At 62.2% G+C, this 19,951-nt stretch carries 15 protein-coding genes; 7 read left to right on the plus strand and 8 right to left on the minus strand.

Features of this window, described 5'->3' with window-relative positions; translation table 11 throughout:
* Positions 1 to 87 precede the first annotated feature (87 nt).
* Positions 88 to 336, plus strand: a complete 249-nt coding sequence (locus HER32_RS01715; protein WP_149072297.1) for a hypothetical protein — start codon at positions 88 to 90, stop codon at positions 334 to 336.
* Positions 337 to 508: 172 nt separating this feature from the next.
* Here HER32_RS01715 and HER32_RS01720 read toward each other — a convergent pair whose 3' ends face one another.
* Together HER32_RS01720 and HER32_RS01725 are read right to left on the minus strand one after the other, a co-directional pair.
* On the minus strand, positions 509 to 1,582 hold the full coding sequence (locus HER32_RS01720) for a DNA polymerase beta superfamily protein (protein WP_168680033.1): 1,074 nt from the start codon (positions 1,580 to 1,582) through the stop codon (positions 509 to 511).
* 168 nt (positions 1,583 to 1,750) lie between these two features.
* Positions 1,751 to 2,524 carry a DNA polymerase beta superfamily protein gene (locus tag HER32_RS01725; protein ID WP_168680035.1) on the minus strand — a complete coding sequence of 258 codons (774 nt, stop codon included), beginning with the start codon at positions 2,522 to 2,524 and terminating at the stop codon, positions 1,751 to 1,753.
* 147 nt (positions 2,525 to 2,671) lie between these two features.
* On the opposite strand from HER32_RS01725, the gene HER32_RS01730 reads away from it, so the two are divergent.
* The 3 genes from HER32_RS01730 (at position 2,672) to HER32_RS01740 (ending at position 6,097) form a co-directional block, all read left to right on the plus strand.
* Entirely contained in the window at positions 2,672 to 3,466 is a 795-nt protein-coding gene (locus HER32_RS01730) for a hypothetical protein (RefSeq protein ID WP_168680037.1), read from the plus strand.
* A 256-nt stretch (positions 3,467 to 3,722) separates the two neighbouring features.
* Complete coding sequence (locus HER32_RS01735) at positions 3,723 to 5,432, plus strand: M28 family metallopeptidase (RefSeq protein WP_168680039.1); 1,710 nt, start codon at positions 3,723 to 3,725, stop codon at positions 5,430 to 5,432.
* A gap of 14 nt (positions 5,433 to 5,446) precedes the next feature.
* Positions 5,447 to 6,097 (plus strand): hypothetical protein, encoded by a 651-nt coding sequence (locus HER32_RS01740; RefSeq protein ID WP_168680041.1) that lies wholly within the window; start codon positions 5,447 to 5,449, stop codon positions 6,095 to 6,097.
* Between the two features lie 35 nt (positions 6,098 to 6,132).
* Here the strand turns inward: HER32_RS01740 and HER32_RS01745 are convergent, their stop codons facing one another.
* Positions 6,133 to 8,883 carry a polynucleotide kinase-phosphatase gene (locus HER32_RS01745; protein WP_168680048.1) on the minus strand — a complete coding sequence of 917 codons (2,751 nt, stop codon included), beginning with the start codon at positions 8,881 to 8,883 and terminating at the stop codon, positions 6,133 to 6,135.
* Between the two features lie 31 nt (positions 8,884 to 8,914).
* Here HER32_RS01745 and HER32_RS01750 point away from each other — a divergent pair, with 31 nt between their 5' ends.
* Positions 8,915 to 10,420 (plus strand): hypothetical protein, encoded by a 1,506-nt coding sequence (locus tag HER32_RS01750; RefSeq protein WP_168680050.1) that lies wholly within the window; start codon positions 8,915 to 8,917, stop codon positions 10,418 to 10,420.
* A gap of 90 nt (positions 10,421 to 10,510) precedes the next feature.
* Here the strand turns inward: HER32_RS01750 and HER32_RS01755 are convergent, their stop codons facing one another.
* Positions 10,511 to 10,888 (minus strand): winged helix-turn-helix transcriptional regulator, encoded by a 378-nt coding sequence (locus HER32_RS01755; RefSeq protein WP_168680052.1) that lies wholly within the window; start codon positions 10,886 to 10,888, stop codon positions 10,511 to 10,513.
* A 157-nt stretch (positions 10,889 to 11,045) separates the two neighbouring features.
* Here HER32_RS01755 and HER32_RS01760 point away from each other — a divergent pair, with 157 nt between their 5' ends.
* Positions 11,046 to 11,417, plus strand: a complete 372-nt coding sequence (locus HER32_RS01760) for a DoxX family protein (RefSeq protein ID WP_168680054.1) — start codon at positions 11,046 to 11,048, stop codon at positions 11,415 to 11,417.
* 18 nt (positions 11,418 to 11,435) lie between these two features.
* Here HER32_RS01760 and HER32_RS01765 read toward each other — a convergent pair whose 3' ends face one another.
* Entirely contained in the window at positions 11,436 to 13,499 is a 2,064-nt protein-coding gene (locus HER32_RS01765; protein WP_168680056.1) for an OmpA family protein, read from the minus strand.
* 192 nt (positions 13,500 to 13,691) lie between these two features.
* Between HER32_RS01765 and HER32_RS01770 the strand changes: the two genes are divergently transcribed.
* Positions 13,692 to 15,632: a glycoside hydrolase family 97 protein gene (locus tag HER32_RS01770; protein ID WP_168680058.1), complete on the plus strand. Its 1,941-nt coding sequence runs from the start codon at positions 13,692 to 13,694 to the stop codon at positions 15,630 to 15,632.
* A 212-nt stretch (positions 15,633 to 15,844) separates the two neighbouring features.
* On the opposite strand, the gene HER32_RS01775 is transcribed toward HER32_RS01770, so the two are convergent.
* The 3 genes from HER32_RS01775 to HER32_RS01785 all read right to left on the minus strand — a co-directional run bounded on the left by HER32_RS01775 (position 15,845) and on the right by HER32_RS01785 (position 19,885).
* Entirely contained in the window at positions 15,845 to 17,296 is a 1,452-nt protein-coding gene (locus tag HER32_RS01775) for a 3' terminal RNA ribose 2'-O-methyltransferase Hen1 (protein ID WP_168680060.1), read from the minus strand.
* 103 nt (positions 17,297 to 17,399) lie between these two features.
* Positions 17,400 to 18,797: a GH1 family beta-glucosidase gene (locus HER32_RS01780; protein ID WP_168680062.1), complete on the minus strand. Its 1,398-nt coding sequence runs from the start codon at positions 18,795 to 18,797 to the stop codon at positions 17,400 to 17,402.
* A 77-nt stretch (positions 18,798 to 18,874) separates the two neighbouring features.
* Positions 18,875 to 19,885 carry a glycosyltransferase family protein gene (locus tag HER32_RS01785; protein ID WP_168680064.1) on the minus strand — a complete coding sequence of 337 codons (1,011 nt, stop codon included), beginning with the start codon at positions 19,883 to 19,885 and terminating at the stop codon, positions 18,875 to 18,877.
* Positions 19,886 to 19,951 lie beyond the last annotated feature (66 nt).

The following is a 19,951-nucleotide window of genomic DNA, read 5'->3' on the forward strand; positions in this document are numbered from 1 at the left end:
ATACCATTTACCCAGGCCTCACACAATTTCTGGCCTGGTCCTTGGGTTATGGGGGGCAAGCATGTTTCACCTTTTCACTTCTCTCCCATGTTCCGGATTCTGCTGTTAGTTTGCGCGCTACTGTTTGTGAGTGGTGCTTCCCAGTCGGTAGAGGCTGCCCGCCCTAGTGCTTATGCCAAGGCCAAAATGAAAGGCCGCATCTTCACCCACCGGCCCGTGTACAAGACCTACAAAGGCCGTAAGAAAGCCAAGAAGCCCGGCTTCTTCAACCTGCGCCGCAAGGCCAAAGCGCCTGCGCAAACTACGCGCCGCTCTACTCGCTACACCACACACTAATCGGCCGCCTGCGCCTATTGCATTTTCCGGTTCCGGCCGCTCTGCCTTCGGGTGGAGCGGCCGGTTCTGCTTTTTGGAGACCCTGAGCTTATTGGATTTCGTAAAAACTTCTTTAAAACGTCATGCTGAGCGGAGTCGAAGCATGACCCAAATGTAAAAGCCCAAACATGCTCTAAAGCTGCGCGTACCAGGCCCGGCGCGTGTTTACCAATAGCTGCTCGGCGGCAGCTTTGTCGGGCGCTTCGGGCAGCGCGGAAGCCGTAAAAGCTTCTTCTACCCGCACTACCAAAGCTTCGGCTTCCGTCACCAGCTCTTCGTAGCTGAACTCGCCGCGGCGGATTTGCAGCAGAAACTCCCGGTCGGGGCGGCGGACGTGGATTTGCCCTTCTCTGGCAATTTCCTCGGCCATACGCAGGAGCCGGAACACGTGCAGCATGTTTTTGGCGTCGTAGTTTTTGCCGTGCTGCACGGTGTTCTGGAACCGCTCGGGGTTGCGCTTCTGCTCCCACTCCTGGTACTCGCGGTACACCCGGCAGTAGGTGCTGTAGCCGTTGCGGTTAAAGCTCAGGTACGCCACGGGCTCCTCCCCTTTCGGCACGGCCGAGAGCAGCACGTCCTGAGAGGTTTCCGGGTCGCGCACCAGCCCCCGGTAGCCGTGGCGGCGGTCCGGCGTATCGTCCACGAACACGGCGTATAAATCGTTGAGGTGATTTACGTTGGCCAGCCCACACTGCGCGCCCTCGTATCCTTTACGGGCCAGCCAGGCCGCCACCGGCTGGGCCCCCGCGCCCACCGTCACGTAGCAGAAATCCAGCACCGATTTGCGCTGGGGCGGCTCGGGGTGGTTGATTTTCTTGTTCAGCCCCCGCGCCTTCCGGATCTGGGCCACGGCGTACTCGGCAAAGCTCTGGCGACACAGCTTCGAGAGGAAGTTCTCGGCCCGAAACGCCGCGATCAGCGGGTGCCGGTACACCACGCAATCCGGGGGCGTGCCCAGCAGCTCCAGCACCGTGGGGTTGCTTTTGAGCAGCAGCTCCACGAAGCGGCGCAGCTCATAAAACACCTCATCGTTGGTGTCGTTGGCCACCTGCGGCACGTAGTCGAGGCCGTAGAACTCGGTTTCGGGCAGGATGAATACGCCTTTCAGGTCGGTATCGGAGTGGGGCAAATCGGTGCCGTAGGCGCGGCTGCCGCTGATGGCCTCGAACAGAATCAGGCCGCGCCGGCGCAGGTCGGAAATGGTCATACGGGTATGTGGTAAAGATCTTTTACTACTGATGGTCATGCTGAGCGAAGTCGAAGCATCTCTACCGCTTTGTTGCATTGGCAATGATTAGTCAGAGGTAGAGATGCTTCGACTTCGCTCAGCATAACAGACGTTTATCAGTAGGAATGCCTTCTACTAACGGCCTAGTTATCTAGGGCGGGTATCAGCCAACCAATTCTGGAACAGCGCATTCAGCTCCGGTGTGGGGTCGGCGGGGCGCGCTACGGGCAGCGTTTCGCGGGCGGCTACAGCGGCTTCGTACTCGGCTTGCAGAAACGCGACCAGCGCGGCCGGGCGCGGCACGGTGGTTTTTTCGTGGGCGGTGGCTTTGCGGGCGAGCAGCTCATCTACGCTGCCGTTCAGCTCCGGAGGCAACAGGCTGCGCAGCGCGGCAAACTCCATGGGTGGCACCTCGGCGGGGCGCTGCTGAATCCAGCGCACGGCTAGCGTGGAGCGCAGGGCGTAGAACAGCCGTTTCAGGCGCACGTCTTCCCCGGTCAGGTCGTCCATTACGCCGCGGCGCATCAGGCCGGCATAGTGGTGCAGGCCGGCGCGTGGGTTCCAGCACGCGGGCAGCAGCGGGGCCAGCGCCGCCCGAAACCCGGCGGCTTCCTGGTATACCACCGGCGACTGGAGCCACTCGAAAAGGGCCGCGTTGGCCCCACGCAGCAGCTTCAGCGTCTTGCGCAGCTCCCAGCCGGCCAGGTCCAGCTCCTCGTCCACGGGAAAGTTGAGCGTGTCGGGGCCATCGTCGAGGGTCAGGTACCAGTTGGTGGGATGAGCGTAGATAAAGCGCACGTCGTAGTCGGAATCCGGCGAGGGAAAGCCCCAGGCCCGGCTGCCCGACTCGCAGGCGTACAGGATGCGGATATGGTGCCGGGCTTCGAGCTGGGTGAGGGCGGTTTGGATGCGGGCGTGCACGGGCAGAATGGGTGGTGAAAGGCGAACTAGGGCTTTACACGTGCAAGGTAAAGGCCCAGCCCCCTGTTCCGGTGCGTATTGCCCCCTCATTCTGCCCTGTATATTTGGCCGCCGCTCCCCACTATGCCGGCAGTAACTCCTTATGCTGTGAACTACCGCCCCCTCTTCTGGCTGCTGCCCGCCCTGCTCGGTGCCTGCACCCCCGATACCCCTTCTACCCAGCAGCCCACCCCGCCGCCTGCCCCCGTTGGCGCAGCGGCTGCTCCGGCGGCAGCTGACTCGCTGGCTACGTTTCACTGGGACACGGAAATGTGCACCTTCACCGGCCGCTACGACAGCCGCCAGTACACCGCGCAGCAGCTCACCGATACCTACGACCTGCTCCGGGGCGGGCAGCTCACCACCTCGGCGTCGGTCTTCAAGCCCGCCGATATTGCCAAGCTAAGCGTGGATACCCTGGAAGCGGAGTACACCAACGTGCTGGCGCATATCAGGAAATTACAGCCCGTGCCGGGCGCTACGTGGCGGGAGCTGAAGCGCCTCAAGCTCCAGGAACTCAACGACGAATACCGCGCCATCAAGCTCACCATCCTGGGGTATAGCAACCCCAGCCTGCTGGCAAACTCCCCGTACCCGGCCGCGTGCAAAACCTACATCAGGGGCCTGGCCGCGGGCAACGATAGTAGCATCATGGCCAGTTGGCAGCAGCTGGTGCGGGAGCAGCAAAAGAATAACAGCGTGCCGGAAAGTTTGCAGGCGCGGTTTGAGCAGGAATCCACCGCGCCCAACTGGCACGAATACGCCCAGGTGGAGCTGATTAATTTCGGCTGGTGGAACTGCATCAATGAAACTATCCGGCGCGTGGAGCCCACCGAGAAATGGCAGCAGCAGTACGAAAAGCTGTTCACCAACGTGCAGTCGGAGTGTGAGGAAGTGGATTGACCCGGCTTTTTCTACTGAACGTCATGTCCTGCTAAACGTCATGCTGAGCGTGTGGCGCAGCATCTTGGTAGTATGGTAAACCCAGGCGAAGCGGTAGAGAGACTTCGACTTCGCGGACGCCAGATGGAGCAGGACGTTCTATCTGACAACGAACAACCAATACTTAAAAAGCCGCTTCGGCTTGGCGCCGGCATAAGACCGAAACTCTCCTCGCAACTTCTGCTACCTTGCTTGTCTGAACTAACGCTCTGCCTTTATGGTGCTTTTCCACCTGCTGCCCGCCAGCCTCCTGCTCGGCCTCGGCCTATTCAGCTGCCAGACTCAGCCCGCTACTACGGCCTCCGCTCCCGTCGCCACGGCCGAAACTACCGCCACGCCCGGGGCGGCCGCCCCAGCCGAAGCCATCAGCGCGGCCAGCATCAGCAAGTACCTGCAGGCAGTTTCCTCGGATGAGATGCTGGGCCGCAAGCCCTTTACGGAGGGCGAGACGCGCAGCACCCAGTACCTGGCCGACGAGTTCAAGCGCCTCGGCCTGCAGCCCGGCCCGAACGGCACCTACTTCCAGCCGGTGCCGCTGGTCGAAATTACCGGCACGCCCTCTTCCACTCTGCAAGTCAAGGGCAAAGGCCAGGCGCTAAGCTTCGAGTATAAGACCGACTTCGTGGCCTTCACCCAGCGCGAGCAGCCCGAAGTGAAGGTCACCAACTCCCCGCTGGTGTTTGCCGGCTACGGGGTGGTGGCCCCCGAGTACGGCTGGGACGACTACGCCGGCCTCGACGTGAAAGGCAAGACCGTGGTGGTGCTGGTGAATGACCCCGGCAACGCCAGCCAGGACTCCACTCTGTTCAAGGGCCGGGCTATGACCTACTACGGGCGCTGGACCTACAAATACGAGGAAGCCGCCCGCCACGGCGCCGCCGGCGTGCTCATCGTGCACGACACCAAGCCGGCCGCTTACCCCTGGAGCGTGGTGCTGAGCGGGGCCATCAGCCCTAAGCTGCGCGCCCAAACCGAGAACAAAGGTGCCGACAAGTGCGCCCTGGAAGGCTGGCTGACTTTGGACGCGGCCAAAAAGCTGTTCCAGGCCGCCGGCCAGAACTATGAGCAGCTCTACGCCGCCGCCAACACCCGCGGCTTCAAGCCCCGCCTCCTGGGCGGCCTTACCCTCACGGGCAGCATCCAGAACAAGTTGCTCCGCAAGACCTCGCGCAACGTGCTGGCCGTGCTGCCTGGCACCACCCGCCCCGACGAATACATCCTCTACTCGGCTCACTGGGACCATTTCGGGGTGGGCAAAGCCATTGCCGGCGACTCCATCTACAACGGGGCGGTGGACGACGGTACTGGCCTGGCTTCCCTGCTCAGCATTGCCGAGGCCTTCCAGCAGGCCAAGCAGAAGCCCGAGCGCAGCATCGTGTTTCTGGCCGTGACGGCCGAGGAGCAGGGCCTGCTGGGCTCGGCGTACTACGCTCAGCACCCGCCCTTCCCGCTCAATAAAACCGTGGCCGACCTGAACATGGACATGCTCTGGCCCTACGGCCCGATGAAGGACCTCACCGTTATCGGCTACGGACAGTCGGAGCTGGAGGACTACGCCCGCGCGGCGGCCCAGGAGCAAAACCGCTACCTGCTGCCCGACCAAACGCCCGAAACCGGCATGTTCTACCGCTCCGACCACTTCAGCTTCGCCCACGTGGGCGTGCCCTCGCTCTACGCCAGCGGCGGTTTTGAGAGCCGCACCGGCGGCAAGCAGGCCATTGCCCAGCAGCGCCAGAACTACACCACCAACCTATACCACAAGCCCGCCGACCAGTTCGACCCCAGCTGGGACCTGACGGGCATTGCCCAGGACGCCCAGCTCTACTTTCGCGTGGGCCAGCGCCTGGCTAGTGAAACCACGTTTCCCAAGTGGCGCGAAGGTTCGGAGTTTAAAGGGGCTCGAGAGAAGAGTATGGGCGGGAAGTAGCAGGATAATTCTATATGACAGTTCAAGAAATCCTGCTTCACTTAAAATCCAGTGATACTGAAGAGAAGCTACACGCTTTTGAAGAGTTGTATCAGTTGGCGGCCATGCCTGAACTATACGAGGCAGTTGTAGAAAACCTCGCAAGCATGGATGATAGAGTACAATTTGCCAGCCTCAGTATAATAATTAAGAAGTTCCCAACACAGCTTCAACGGGATGCGAAGAAACTCACGCCACTACTGCTACATCTGTTAGTTGCCTCCTCTTCTCCAGTCACAGATAGAGCCATTTGGGCTTTGACTATAACTGGAGAAAACTCTATTCATGCACTTATTCGCAGCTTGACTACAACGAATGATGACCTTTATAAGGAAGGATGTATCTGGGCACTAGGAAGAAATGGGCACATTCGTCAGCATCCCACCTTGGTAGTTGATACCCTCCGTGCTTTTTTACACAGCACCAATCCCCGCCTACAATATGCAGCCCTGATTGCTTTGATGGATATGAGCCCCCTGCGCCCATTTAAGCGACTATCGGCCACTGATTACAATTTCACTGTTGTCTATGACGAGGAAGAAGTAATAGCCCAATCGTTACTACGTCGGCAGGTTGTCGATGCGCACTGGCCTAAGCTATATCTGGAATTGCTACGTAACCGATGAAGGCAGAATGCATAGGCACACGAAGAGTACCGGCATTACAGCCGCGGGTCCACGGCTTCGCTTTCCAGGGCCAGCACGCCGAATACGCACTGGTGTACCTCCCGTAGCGGGGCGCCGGCCACAAACCGCTCTAGACCTTCCACGCCGAGGGTGAATTCGCGCAGAGCGAGGTTGCGCTTGGACTTCACGTTCCGCTCGCGCAGACGCTCCAGGTTGCCGGGTAGCAGGTAGTCGGGGCCGTAGATGATGCGCAGGTACTCCCGACCCCGGCACTTGAGGGCGGGCTGCACCAGGGTTTTCTGGCCGCTGGGAATGAAGTCGTAGGGCTTTACGACCATGCCTTCGCCGCCAGCCGCGGTGAGGTCCAGCCACCACTGGGTAGTGGCTTCCACGTCGGTAATGTCCTGGAGGTGCACCACACGGTAAGGCGTAGCGCGGAGCAGGCCTTCGTCCTGGAGGCAGATGGCGCGCAGGGTTTCCATGTGCCAGGCGTGGTCCTTATCGAAGTAGGTGCGGCCCTCGGTGGCGAGCAGGTGGAACGGGGCCAGGCGCAAATCGGCGAGGCTATCCACGGGCCAGCAGTAGCGGCGGTAGGCCTCGGCGTAGTGCTGGGCGGCGCTTTGGCGGGCAGTGGTGCGGGCCAGCAGCGCCTCTACCCCATCGAGGCCTCGGGCGGCAGCCTGAGTGAGGACGGCCGCGGCTTCGGGCAGGGCGGCGGTGGCCGCTGCCGCCACGGCGGCGTACTGGTTCTTGATCAGCTCCTGGGCCTTGGCCGACCATGGCAGCAGCTCGGCGTCCAGGCACAGCCAGTCGGTGCTGAACCGCTCCCAGAAGCTACTAGCCGTGAGAGCATCCTGCAGGCGGGCGAGGAAGGCGGCTTCCAGCGCGGGGTCATTGAAGAAGTTACGGCCGGTGCGGGTATACACCTTACCGGGCCCCTCGCCTACTACCCCGAAGCGGCGGCGCGCGGCGTCTTCATCCCGGGCCAACACCACGACCACGCGGCTGCCCATGTGCTTTTCTTCGCATACCACCCGCTCCAGACCCTGGCGGCGGAAGTAGTCGAAAGCTTCGGCGGGGTGCTCCAGCAGATCGGGCAGCGCCGAGGTTTCCGACGGGCTCATGGTGGGCGGCAGATACAGCAGCCACTTCGGGTTGAGGGCAAACCGGCTCATCACCTCCAGCGCCGCCACCGCGTTTTCCTCCCGAATGGTGACGGAGGGCAGCAAGCGCGTCTTGATGATCTGCTTGCCCGTCACGTCCTGGATGTCGAGCAGGTCGTCGTGCTGCTGCTGGGCGGAGAGCTGGTTGTTGGGTTCTGGTTGTTCGTTGCTGGCTTCGGCCAGGCGGCGCAGGTAGTCGAGCGGGCGTACCGGCTCACAGTATACCTGCCGGGCGGGTACCGAAACCAGTTCCCGCTCGGGGTAGCGCAGGGCGGTGAGGCGGCCCCCGAACACGCAGCCGGTGTCAATGTCGATGGTGTTGTTGAGCCATTCGGCGTCGGGTACGGGCGTGTGGCCGTACACTACCATGGCCCGCCCACGATACTCCGAGGCCCAGTTGTAGCGCACCGGCAGCCCGAACTCGTCGATTTCGCCGGTGGTTTCGCCGAACAGCGCAAACGCCCGCACGGCCCCCGAGCCGCGGCCCTGCATTTCCTCCCGCATGCCCGCGTGGGCCACCACCAGCTTGCCCCCATCCAACACGTAATGGCTCACCAGCCCATCCAGAAACTGCCGCACCTGCGACTTAAACGTGTCAGATTCCGAGGCTAACTGCTGCACCGTTTCGGCAAAGCCGTGCTTTTCGTTGACCTGCTTGCCGTTGAGGTAGCGCAAGAGCTTGATGTCGTGGTTGCCGGGCACGCACAGCGCCTGGCCGCCCTGTACCATGCTCATGACCAGCCGTAGCACCCGCGGCGAATCAGGCCCACGGTCCACTAAGTCGCCGAGGAACAGGACACGGCGTGGCGGCTTATTCTCTGGGTGATGTAGAGACGCGACACTTCGCGTCTCATCGTTGCTGAGGCTGTTTAGGCCGCGCGGTTCCGGTTCGTTCAACGACGAGACGCGAAGTGTCGCGTCTCTACCCACATCCTCCCGACGCGTCACCCGCACGCCCAAATCCCGCACATCTGCCACAGGCTCTTCCTCCACCACATAGCCCAGCTCCGTGAGCAGCTGCACCAACTCCTGGTAGCAGCCGTGCACGTCACCAATGATGTCGAAAGGGCCGGTATCCTGCTTGCGGTTGCTGTAGAGCGGGTCGCGCACGATGGTCTGTACGGCGTCAATTTCCTCGGAACCGCGCAGGTGGAAAATGTGGCGGAAGCCCTCCTGTTTGAGGGTTTTGAGGCTTCGGCGCAGCTGCTGGCGCTGCTGGGGTATCACGTGGCGGCCCAGGTGCTGGCGCTCGGTGCGCTGGCGGTTGCGGTCCTCGGCCACGCGGTCGGGCACGTCGAGGATGATGGCCGTGGGCAGCACGTGGTAGTCGCGGGCTAGCTGCACGAGAGTTTTGCGCGCCTCGGGCTGGACGTTGGTGGCGTCGATTACCGTGAGGAGGCCGCGCTTGAGGCGCAGCCCCACCAGGTAGTGCAGCAAGGCAAAGGCATCCGGCGTGGCCGACTGGTCATTCTCATCATCGGCCACCAGCGCCCGGCACTGGTCCGACGACACGATTTCAGTAGCCCGGAACAGCCGCCGCGCAAAGGTGGATTTGCCCGCCCCAGAGGTACCGATGAGCAGGACGAGGGAGAGTTCGGGGAGCTTGAGCGTATCTTGGGGCATTGAAATTGAGCATCAACTATGTTGACAGACTATGGTAATCTATAGCTATTCTACTTTAACAATGACAATAGTACGGCTATTCTTACTCGGTATTTTATTCTTGCCAGGTGGGCGGGCCAAGGCGCAGAAGCAGGAGCCTCCCTACCGAATGCGGCGTGGAGGTATACCGCAGGTAAAGCGTATTCTCATCTACGAAACTGTAGAAAAACCGTCTCCTGGTTTTGCGAACCTACGCGCTAACGTCTCAACCGAAAAATTACTTCGCCTAGCTCAGCAGTCAAATCCGGCTATGAGGCTGTACGCTGCCCTGGCGCTGGCTGACCGCAAATACCCGAAGTTGTACGAGGTTTTCGGGGAGATAATCCGGAGCGACCAGCGTGTCACCTTGCAACTAACTCACCCCGACAACGGCCGGGTTTTCACTCGTAAGACTTATCCATCTTCCGAGCTCTATGACCGATTTTACTACAGTGGACGATACCAAAAACTCACTGCGCAGGACAGTGCGAGCTACACCTTTCAGCTGCTGAAGCTAGATAGCGTGGCGCTAACCCTGGCAAGTCAGGGCTACCCTATTGATTGGCGTACAGAGGAAACGGCTTGCTACACCAACAATGCCTACCCTGGCTCCTATGCGGCTATCCGCAAGCTTTGCCTGGATTTGGTAGAAACAAAATACGGTTCTGCTCCACTGGCTCATGCGCTGGCTTCTTACCGGGAGAAGGCCGATGTACCGCTTATTGCCCGCTTCGAGCAGTGGTCGTTGTGGGCAGCGGTAACCCAATTTCCTGACCCAGCCCTCTGGCCACTGCTTCAGCCGTACGTAGGCAAGGAAAGCGACTATAGATTCTACGCGGCAGTTGCGAGCTACCAAAACCAGGCAGTAGCGCACCTGCTTGATAGTATCTACCGCCACAGGTTGTACTACGATGACGGAGCGGGCCGCCGTACCCTTTCCGAACTTGCCCAGGCACTTTCCAATCACTATCACCCAGTATTTGACAGCCTGATTGTGCAGCTGTGGTGGCAGCAACAGCTGATTACGCCTGCAGAAGTTACCCTCTTCACTAAGCGAGATGAAAAGAAAGCCGCCGCCATTTTTACAAGGGGGCTATTAGGGTTTTCACCTACCGGAAACAGCTTTCTGGTAAGCTATGAAAGCGGGCTCAACACCGAGCGACTGATGAGCAACCTGCTGCTCCCTATCTTACAGCATGATAGTCTGACCTTCCGGGCCGTTACCTTTCACGGACTTTCCGTATTTGGGGACAAAGACCTGGCGGCGCTGTGTGGCATCATCCGGCAGCACCATCTTACCTGGGCTGCTTCTGCCCTGCTGACGCGCCTGTCCGCTGAGGAGCGAGCATTTGACCTTTTCACTATCAGTGAAACGCTGCTTTCAATTGGAAACGCCGATGTGCACCGACGAACCCGGGAGTTGCTGCTAAAAAAACCTGTGCAGGAATTCATTGGAAAATGGCCCGTCAGTTTTGACAAGTTGCTAAAGTCTTACAACCTCACACCATTATCCCCTTAAGCTGCTGTTCTACATTTGATTAGCTCATCCCGCGAACAGCCAAAACCAAGCGCTGCTGTGCTGGGGTGTATCCTACGCCAGCACAGTCTCTTACGCCGCCACTGCCTCCCCCGCGTGCATGATGTGGGCGCGGTGCTGCTGGCCCCAGGCGTGCAGGGCCTCGATGACGGGAAATAGTGTGTGGCCGTAGGCGGCTAGGGTGTACGTCACGGCCACAGGTGCGGCGTCGGCCTGCACGTGGCGGGAAATCAGGCCGTTTATTTCCAGCTCCTTCAGCTCCTTGCTGAGCATTTTGGCCGTGATGCCCGCTACCTCGCGCTGGAGCTGCTTGAAGCGCTGCGGGCCGCCGCTCAAACCCACGATGATGGGGAGCTTCCACTTGCCACCTAGCAGGTCGAGGGAGTCGCGCACGGAGCGCATGGCGCCGGTGCATGCGGTGTGGGAGGGCGCAGAGGAAGGAAAAGGCATGGGGCAAAGGTCGCTAGAAATCAGGTGAGTACCCCGCAGCATACCGGTATCCTTTGGGAAACCGCTATCCGGAACATACCGCCAGGCCAGCACCTTTGCTCCCGCAGGCTGCCACCGACGGCCGCTTGCACATCCCTCATTCTCAAGGTGTACTCCCATGGCATTCAATAAGAAATACCTCCTACCCGGCCTGCTCACGACCGTACCCGCCCTGCTGATTACAGCCAGCGGCATCATGAAACTTGTCGGCGGTCCGGAAATCCAGAAAGCCATGGCCGAAACCGGCGTGGCCGATTACGTCAAGCTGCTGGGAGTGATGGAGCTGGTTTTCACGGCCCTGTTCCTCTACCCCCGCACCATGAAACTGGGCTTGCTGCTGCTCACCAGCTACTTCGCCGGCGCCATGGCTACTGACCTCTCCCACGGCCGCAGCATAATCACTCCCACCGTTATCCTGGCCCTGGTCTGGGTTGCCGCCTTCGTGCGCGACCGGTCGGCGTTTCTGCCCGCTGCCCGGCCACTGGCGTAGGGCTTGCCGGCTGGGCTCTTACCCGCCCCCCGTCACGCGGAACTCTACCCGGCGGTTGAGGCGGCGGGTGGGTTCCTGGTCGTTGGAGGCGCGGGGCTCGGCACCGCCCAGGCCAATGCCGGTAATGCGGGCTTCGGCAATGCCGTGGTTGACCAGGTAAGTCTTCACGGCCTGCACCCGTTCCTCGCTCAGCAGCACGTTCTTTTGGGGGTCTCCCACGTTATCGGTGTGCCCCCGCAGCTCTATGGTCAGGCCGGGGTTGGCCTGGAGCAAAGTCAGGAGGCGCTCCAAATCGGCGTAAGACGATGAAAGCAGCGCGTTCTTGCCTTGCTCGAACTGCACTTTATCCAGCCGCAGCACCGAGCCTACCGTCAGCGGCCGGAGCAGCACATCGTGCACCAGCACGCCGGGGCGGAGCAGCAGCGTGGTATCGAGGGGGAAGTAGCCACTGTGCTCGGCTCGCAACGCCAGGGCCCGACTGGGGGAAGCTACGGTCGAAAACAGGGCATCGGGCTTCAGCGCCAGCGTCGTATCGGCCTTGATGACGTTTGAGCTATTGCTCAGCTGCAACGTGACGCGCGCCAACGGACCAAGCGTGGCTGCGTCGAGCACACGCCCCTGCCAGTAGGCCAGCGGCTCCGCCGGAGGTGGTTCGGGTGGCGGTACGACGACTACCGGGGCCGCGGGCGGGGGGGCGGGGGGACGCATTACATTGCACCCGGCCAGGTCGGTGTACACGCCCCGGCGCACCCGGCTGGCCTGGTTGTGGGCCGCATCGACTACGTACAAGGCAGAAGGTCCGGCCAGGTAAAACACCCGGTTTCCTTCCGCGTCGTACTGCAGCAGCACGTCGCTGTAGCCGCCGCGCTCGGGCAGGCCGGTCAGCGGCAGCCGCTCCGGGGCGGCCTTCCGGGTTTTCAGATCCACCCGAATCAGCGAGCCGTCGGTGCTATAGACCTGGTAAAGCGTGTGGTCTTCATCCAGGCAGAAATTGGCGTGCGTGCCGGCCCCGGAAAACCCGATTTCATGGTAGTAGCGCACCTGCCGGAGCGGGTCGGTATCCCACACCACCGATACCGCCCCATCGGCCGGGTTTACCTTCACCAGCAGGTTGGCGTCGGAGGTGATAAAGTACAGCTCGCCGTTCTTGCCGGTGGAGGCCGAAATCCAGATGTTCTCGGGGCCCTGGGCGGGCAGCAGCCAAGGCGTGTACTGCCCCTGCCGGGTGGCTGGGTTGTAGCGGTAAATATATTCGGGGGTGTCGGAGGAAGCTTTCGTAACGGAGTACAGGCAGTTATCGAAGCCCTTGGCCAGGGCGTAGGACTGAAACGGCAGGACCCGCCGATGAATGATGGGCGGCTCTGAGGGGTCTTCCACCGAAAACTCGTGAATGGTCCGGCAGTCGTCTTCCCATAGTCCGTCGTGCACGCGCAGGGCCGCAATGCCGTACATCTTATCGTTGCACGGCGACACCGGCTCCGCCGGCTTGGGCACGTCCGGCGCCACGGTTGCGGGCAAGGCCGCTACCGATTTCCTGGCCGGCTTCAGCTTCAGGGAAGCTACCAGCTGCCGCCCCGCTCCCAGATGCACCTGGTCTTCGGCCGCCAGCGCCCGGTATTCAATCTGAAACCAGTCGTCGCCCCGGCTTAGCTGCCGCCCGACCACGTGGCGGCGGCCCTGGGGGGAGGCAAAGGTATAATCGTAGCGCACCTCCTGGGCGTTGGGCGCGGCCGCTTCCAGGCGCAGCACCCGGGCCTGGGGCAGGCGCCGGATGACTTTCCAGACAGAATCCAGGGGGCTGATGGCAGCCGACAGGCCAGCCGCGCCCGACGGCCGCTGAATAATAAGCGCCACAACGGCGGGAGCGGCCCGCGGGGCATTGCCGACGTAGAACGTAACCGGCGACTGGGATTCGCTCTGGAATACGCTCCAGCCTTCGGGGTACGTGAGCTGGTAGCCGGCGCGCTCATCGGTATACGTTTGCCCTGCCACCTGCGCGGACAGCTGCAACCAGCCCAGAGCCAGCACCAACGTCAGTAAAACCTGCTTGTACACGAAAAGTGAGCGTAAGTAATCCTTCAAAATTAGCGAAGGTTAGCAGTATTTCGCCACCATCCTCAAGGTCGCTCCCATCAACTAAATCAGGCCGTACAACACAATCGATTGACTAAAGTCAGGATCCGGCGACTTTGTTCGGTATGTTTGCTTCCGCAGCTCCTGCAAACAGCCGCAATTGGTGCTCTTAACCCTAGGTCTATTCTTTGTTTTTCCTGCATGAAATCAACGATTTTGATGGCATTCGGCTTGTTTTCGGCAGTACTAGCTTGGGCGCGCCCAACGCCCCCCATCCTTACCAGCAGCCCCGATGGCGCCGTGCGCGTCAGCGTCACGCTCGATGCGGCAGGCGTGCCCCGTTACACGGTTCACTACCGCGACGCGGAGGTGCTACGCCATTCCCGACTGGGCTTGCAGCTCGCAGAAGCCGATTTCAGCCGAGACCTGCGGCTGGCTGGCGCCGGGAAAGTGGAAATCGTAACGGATAACTACACCCTGCTGAACGACAAGCGCGCAGCTTGCCGCTACCAGGCCAACCGCCGCCGCCTCCGCTTCCGTGGCCCCAAAGGCTGGCTGCTCAGTGTTATTTTTCAGGTATCGAACGACGGGGTAGCGTTCCGCTACGAGGTGGAAGGCCAGTCGAAAGCTGTGCAGCGAGTGGTGGCCGAGCACACCACGTTCCGCCTGCCTACGGTCGCCAAGGGCTGGCTGCACCCGCACGCCGTGGCCCAAACCGGCTGGGCCAACACCCAGCCCTCCTACGAGGAGTATTACCAAATGGGCATTGCGGCCGGCACACCTTCTCCGCTGGGCCAGGGCTGGTCGTTTCCGGCCTTGCTTCAGGTGGCAGGCCACTGGGTACTGCTCACCGAAACTGACCTGGACCGGCACTACGCCGGCGCACACCTCAGCCACCTGGCCCCCGACGGGGAATACGGTATAGCCTTTCCGCAGGCTCCCGAGCGTACCACGCCCACCGCTCCCCTGCTGCCCGAAAGCGGCCTGCCCTGGCGTACCCCCTGGCGCGTAGTCATCGTTGGGCCCTCCTTGGGCACCATTGTGGAGTCAACGCTGACCACGGACGTAGCTACGCCGGCCAAGACTAAGGATACTGCTTTCGTGCAACCTGGCAAAGCGGCCTGGAGCTGGGCATTGCTCAAGGATGAGTCGGCGGTGTACGAGGTGCAAAAGCGCTTTATCGACTACGCCGCCGACATGAAATGGCGTTACTGCCTGATTGACGCGCTGTGGGACACGCAGATCGGCTACGAGAAAACCGCCGAGCTGGCCCGCTACGCCCACAGCAAAAACGTCGATCTGCTGCTCTGGTACAACTCCAACGGCAGCTGGAACCAAGCTCCGCAAACGCCCCTGCGGCGGTTGTTCGAGCCTGACACGCGCCGCCAGGAGTTTGCACGCCTGCAACAAATGGGCATCAAAGGCGTGAAAATCGACTTTTTTGGAGGTGATGGGCAATCCTTTATGGCGTACTACCAGGATCTGCTGGAGGATGCCGCCGCCGCCGGACTGGTCGTGAACTTCCACGGTACCACTATCCCAAGGGGCTGGACGCGCACCTACCCTAACCTGGTCACGATGGAAGCCGTGCGTGGCTACGAGTTTATCACCTTCGAGCAGGCCAACGCCGACCAGCAGCCCTCCCACTGCGCCATGCTGCCCTTCGCCCGCAACGCCATCGGCCCCATGGATTTCACGCCCCTGTGCTTTTCGGAGCTGCCCGGCGGCATTCGGCGCGCCACCACCAACGGCTTCGAGCTAGCTTTATCGGTGCTGTTTCAGTCGGGTATTCAGCACTACGTGGAAATACCGGAGGGTATGGCCCGGCAGCCCGCCTACGTGGTGGACTTCCTGCGCAACCTGCCCCCGCGCTGGGACGACGTGCGGCTCCTTGACGGCTTTCCCGGCCAATACGCGGTGCTGGCCCGCCAGGCCCAGGGCAAGTGGTACGTGGCCGGCATCAACGGCACCGAGAAAGAGAGAACCGTCACGCTTGATCTGAGCAAGCTGGGACCTGTGCAAGGCGGCACGCTCATCACCGAGGGCAGCACCTCCCGCGACTTCAGCACCCGGCACGTCACCGGTTCTTCGCTCACCCTGCCCATCAAACCCCACGGCGGCTTCGTGCTGATGCTGGAGTAACGCTTGACTTGAACAATTGAAAAAGCAGCGCCGGGTATAAAGTCCAGGGCTGCTTTTTCAATTGTTCATAATTTATTAGCCTGTCATGCTGAGCGGAGTCGAAGCATCTCTACTGCTTCGTTGCAGTGCTAATTAGTTAGCCAGAGGTAGAGATGCTTCGACAAGCTCAGCATGACGTTCTTAATTCATTTTCACCAATCTTTTGAAAGGTCTTACTGCTCAAACACGGCCAACTGTGAGGGGGCACCCACTTCGGGGGCTTCGGGGCCCAGGGGCTCGATGCGTACCCGGTAGCCGTGGTGCTCGGCCACGCCCTCGGCCCAGGCCGTGAACTGCGCCCTGGTCCACTCGAAACGGTGGTCGTGGTGACGAAAGTCGCCGGCGGCCAGGGCTTCGTAGCGCTGGTTGTAGTCGGCGTTGGGGGTGGTGACGAGCACGGCACAGGGACGGGCGCGGGCAAACACCACCTGCTCAAACGCCGCCAGCCGGCTTTCGTCCAGATGCTCGATAACCTCCACCACGGCCGCCGCGTCGTAGCCGGCCAGGCGGGCATCGTGGTAAAGCAAAGAGCCCTGCGTGAGCGTGAGCCGCTCGCGCTGGCGCGGAGGCATTTCCGAAACGTGCAGCCGCTGCTGGGCCCGCTCCAGCTCCCGCCACGATACATCCAGGGCCAAAATATGCTCAATAGCACCATTTTTCAGCAGGCGGCGTACCAGCTTGCCTTCCCCACACCCCAGGTCCAGCACCTGCTTGGCTCCCAGTCGCCGGATTTCCTCGGCCACGCGGTCCAGGCGCAAGTCGTGGAGGTTTTGCTTGGTCGCCGCATTGGCGTCCGCAGGCGCTACCGCCTCAGCTGCGCTTTCGGAGTACTCAGGAGTACCAGCCGAGAAGCTGGCAATGGTTTCAGGCGTTTCCTCGTCCAGCGCCTCATCCCCCAGCAGGCGCTCCAGCGTGGGGTTCACGAACTCGGCGAAACGCAGGTAGCGGCGCGTGATAAACTCCCGCTCGGGGTGGCGCGGCAGCCACTCGCCCCCGCGCCGCAGCAGCTTTCCGGCTTCCTCCTGGCTGATCCAGTAGTGCTTGTCGCCCCGGTCCAGCACCGGAATAAGCACGTAGAGGTGGCTCAGCAGATCCTGCAGGCGCAAGGCCGGGTGACGCAGGCGCAACGTGAAGTAGCGGCTGTTGCCCCACTCTTGCTGCGTGGGGTCGAGCAGGTGCGTCTCCGTTTCCACTTCGTAGCCCAGCGGGCCGAACAGGCGGCGCAGCTGCTCGGCGCTGGCGGCGGGCATCACGGCCACGGTGGCTTCGAGGGGCAGCAGCACCTCAGGCAGCGCGGGGCGGTCCTTGCAGGTGCCGTTCATGGCCGTATTGAAGGCCTTGACCAGGGCCGCGCTCAGAAACGAGGAGGCCACGTAGGGACGGTCGTTTACGTACTGCTCCAGGGCAAAACCTTCCCCGGCCGGCCCCCGGTGGCTGCGCACCAGCGCCACGGGGTCGATGTCGAGCAGCAGGGCGGCGGTACAGCGCTCTGGGGTGGCTTCGGGATAAAAGATGTGCGCCTGCCCGCCGGTAATTTCCAGGCTCTGGAGGCGCGCCGGGTTCTTGTGCAGGAGGTAGCCCAGGTCGGTAGCGGGCTGGTGCGTGGTGGTAATGGTAAGTAGCATGAGGGATAAGGCGGCGGATAGAACACGGCACCGCCCTACTCGGGCAGGCCGGGGCAAGTTACCCATTTCCGCCGGGGTCAAAGCCCCGGCTTACGTCCTCTGCCTACACCTCCTCCCCCGCCAGCAGCCGCCCGTACCAGTGGCCGGAGTCCTTGATGATGCGCTGTTGGGTGGCATAATCGACGTGGACCAGCCCGAAGCGTGGGTGGTAGCCCTCGGCCCACTCAAAGTTGTCGGTAAACGACCACACGAAGTAGCCATCCACCGGCACACCTTCCTGCCTGGCGCGCAGTACCTGCCCGATGCAGGCCCGCAGAAACGCCTGCCGGGCAGGGTCGGGCACGCGGCCATCGGCGGTGAGGGTGTCGGGGAAAGCAGCGCCGTTTTCGGTGACTATCAGGCGCGGGGCGTTGGAGTAAGCGGCCACTTTCTTGAGCAGGTGGTAGATGCTTTCGGGGTACACCTCCCAGCCCATGCTGGTGATGGGCACACCCCGGCGGCGGGCACTCACCAGCCGGGCCCACACCAGCGGCACGTAGGGCGCAAACCCAATTACCTCGCGGGTGTAGTTCTGCACGCCCAGGAAGTCGAAGTTGAAGGGCAAGAGCTTGTCGTCGCTGGGGCGGTGGTAGCGCTCCAGGCGGCGCAGCACGGGCAAATCAGCCACGGGGTAGCCCAGGCCCAGGGCCGGCTCGATGAACATCCGGTTGAAGGCCGCATCGGCGCGGCGGGCGGCGGCTTCGTCGCGGGGCAGGCCGGGGCGCCAGGGCTGCACGTGGGAGCCCGAGAAGCTGGTTCCGATCTGCGCCCCCGCGGGCAGCGTGGCCCGCAAAGCCCGGCCGCCTTCGGCCTGGGCCAGGGCGGCGTGGTGGGTGGCAGCCAGAAATGCGGCCAGACTGCGGCGCCCCGGCGCGTGAATACCCAGCAGATGCCCCACCCCCACAAAGGCCAGCGGCTCGTTCAGCACTATCCAGTGCCGCACCCGGTCGCCGAGGCGGCGGGCCATCAGCTGGGCGTAGTCCGTGAACCAGCCCACCACGTCGCGGTGCGCCCAGCCGCCCTGGCGCTGCAGGGCCGCCGGCAAATCCCAGTGGTAGAGCGTCACCCAGGGCTCGACACCCCGTTCCAAGCAGCCATCTACCAGCCGATCGTAGAAGTCGAGGCCCGCGGGGTTGGCGGTACCATGCCCCTGCGGCAATACCCGCGACCAGGCCACCGAAAACCGGAAGTCGGGAATTTGCAGCCCACGCATTAAGTCCAGGTCCTCGGGCCAGCGGTGGTAGAAGTCGGTGGCTACGTCGGCAGTAGCCCCACCCTTGATGCGCCCGCGGCGGCGTACAAACTCGTCCCAGATGCTGGGTCCTTTGCCCTCCGCCTGCCAGGCTCCCTCCGTTTGGTAAGCCGCCGCCGAGGTCCCCCAGTGAAAGTCGGCCCCAAAGTCGGCGCGGGAAAAGGCAGCGGGCGTAGTCGGCGGGAAAAACGCCGCGGGCAGATCGGACATAGACAAGAGCCGTTAGCTGATGGTAAATAGTGCCAGCTTCGCTCATACGGCAATACTCAACGAATAGCTATGCGCTGTTAATGGCGCTTGCGGCCCAGCTGCTCCATCAGCAGCCGGTCGATGATGCGGCCGGTTTCATCGGGGTAGTCGACCGGAATGGGCCGGCCGAAGCGCAGCCACTCTTCTACCCCGGTTAGGTGCTTGTCCTTGAGGCTTTTCACTACGGGCACGCCCAGGTGCGCCAAAGAAGCGGCGTTGCAGGCCTGCTCGTACTGGTTTTTCATGGGCACCACCAGCAGCTTCTTGCCCAGGTACAGGGCCTCGGCGGGCGTCTCGAAACCGGCTCCGCAAAACACGCCGGCGCTACGGGACAGGCTGTCGGTGAAGGCGGCTCCGCTCACCGGGCGCACCCGCACGTTGCCGTGCCGGGACTCCTGCTGGCTGTGCTTGCTGAACACTTCCCAGGCCACGTCGCGGCTGATGTAGCGCAGGCGGTTTACCAGGGTTTCCTCATCGTAGGCGGGCAGGTACACTGTGTAGTGGCCGTCGTTTTGCGGGGTCAGCTCGCGCACTTGGCGGCGGATAACGGGGGTGAAGGTGTGCTCATCGTAACGCTCGAAGTGAAACCCGTAGTGGGCTGTAGAGGGTGCGTAGTGACGGAGCACGGCGTGGCCTACCGGGTCGGGCCGCCGGGGGCGTGGAGCTTCGGGGCCCAGCACGGCGCTCTGATGGCTGAGGGCCACGCAGGGCACCTGCCGCAGTCGGCACGCCCACGCCGATACCGGCTCAAAGTCATTTATCACCAAGTCATAGTCCTTCACTGGCAGCTCCCGGGTTTCGCGCAACAGGGCCGGCGCATTCAGCTGGGCAAAGGTTTTGCTGAAGCTGATGCCCCCGCTTTTGCCGAAGATAAAGCCCATGCCGTGGCAACGGTAGCGCACCGGGTAGGGCAGCTGAATATCGGACGGCGGGCCGCTGATGAGCACGTCGAGGTGGCTGGCGCGCTCCTGCAGCAGGGGCACAATATCGAGGGAACGAGCCAGGTGGCCGTTGCCGGTGCCCTGGATAGCATATAGAATACGTAGCATCAGAAAACGAAACGGTGGGCCGAAAGCAGGCCGACACGCAGCCCCGGGCTTTTCGGCGGTAGCCAG

Source organism: Hymenobacter sp. BT18 (assembly GCF_012273015.1).
Lineage (GTDB): Bacteria > Bacteroidota > Bacteroidia > Cytophagales > Hymenobacteraceae > Hymenobacter > Hymenobacter lutimineralis.

Bases quoted from the DNA above. Each gene is read 5' to 3' on its own strand.
- HER32_RS01715 (WP_149072297.1), top strand. From the start codon at position 88: ATGTTCCGGATTCTGCTGTTAGTTTGCGCGCTACTGTTTGTGAGTGGT.
- HER32_RS01720 (WP_168680033.1), bottom strand. From the start codon at position 1,582: ATGACCATTTCCGACCTGCGCCGGCGCGGCCTGATTCTGTTCGAGGCC.
- HER32_RS01735 (WP_168680039.1), top strand. From the start codon at position 3,723: ATGGTGCTTTTCCACCTGCTGCCCGCCAGCCTCCTGCTCGGCCTCGGC.
- HER32_RS01740 (WP_168680041.1), top strand. From the start codon at position 5,447: ATGACAGTTCAAGAAATCCTGCTTCACTTAAAATCCAGTGATACTGAA.
- HER32_RS01745 (WP_168680048.1), bottom strand. From the start codon at position 8,883: ATGCCCCAAGATACGCTCAAGCTCCCCGAACTCTCCCTCGTCCTGCTC.
- HER32_RS01750 (WP_168680050.1), top strand. From the start codon at position 8,915: ATGGTAATCTATAGCTATTCTACTTTAACAATGACAATAGTACGGCTA.
- HER32_RS01755 (WP_168680052.1), bottom strand. From the start codon at position 10,888: ATGCCTTTTCCTTCCTCTGCGCCCTCCCACACCGCATGCACCGGCGCC.
- HER32_RS01760 (WP_168680054.1), top strand. From the start codon at position 11,046: ATGGCATTCAATAAGAAATACCTCCTACCCGGCCTGCTCACGACCGTA.
- HER32_RS01770 (WP_168680058.1), top strand. From the start codon at position 13,692: ATGAAATCAACGATTTTGATGGCATTCGGCTTGTTTTCGGCAGTACTA.
- HER32_RS01775 (WP_168680060.1), bottom strand. From the start codon at position 17,296: ATGCTACTTACCATTACCACCACGCACCAGCCCGCTACCGACCTGGGC.
- HER32_RS01780 (WP_168680062.1), bottom strand. From the start codon at position 18,797: ATGTCCGATCTGCCCGCGGCGTTTTTCCCGCCGACTACGCCCGCTGCC.
- HER32_RS01785 (WP_168680064.1), bottom strand. From the start codon at position 19,885: ATGCTACGTATTCTATATGCTATCCAGGGCACCGGCAACGGCCACCTG.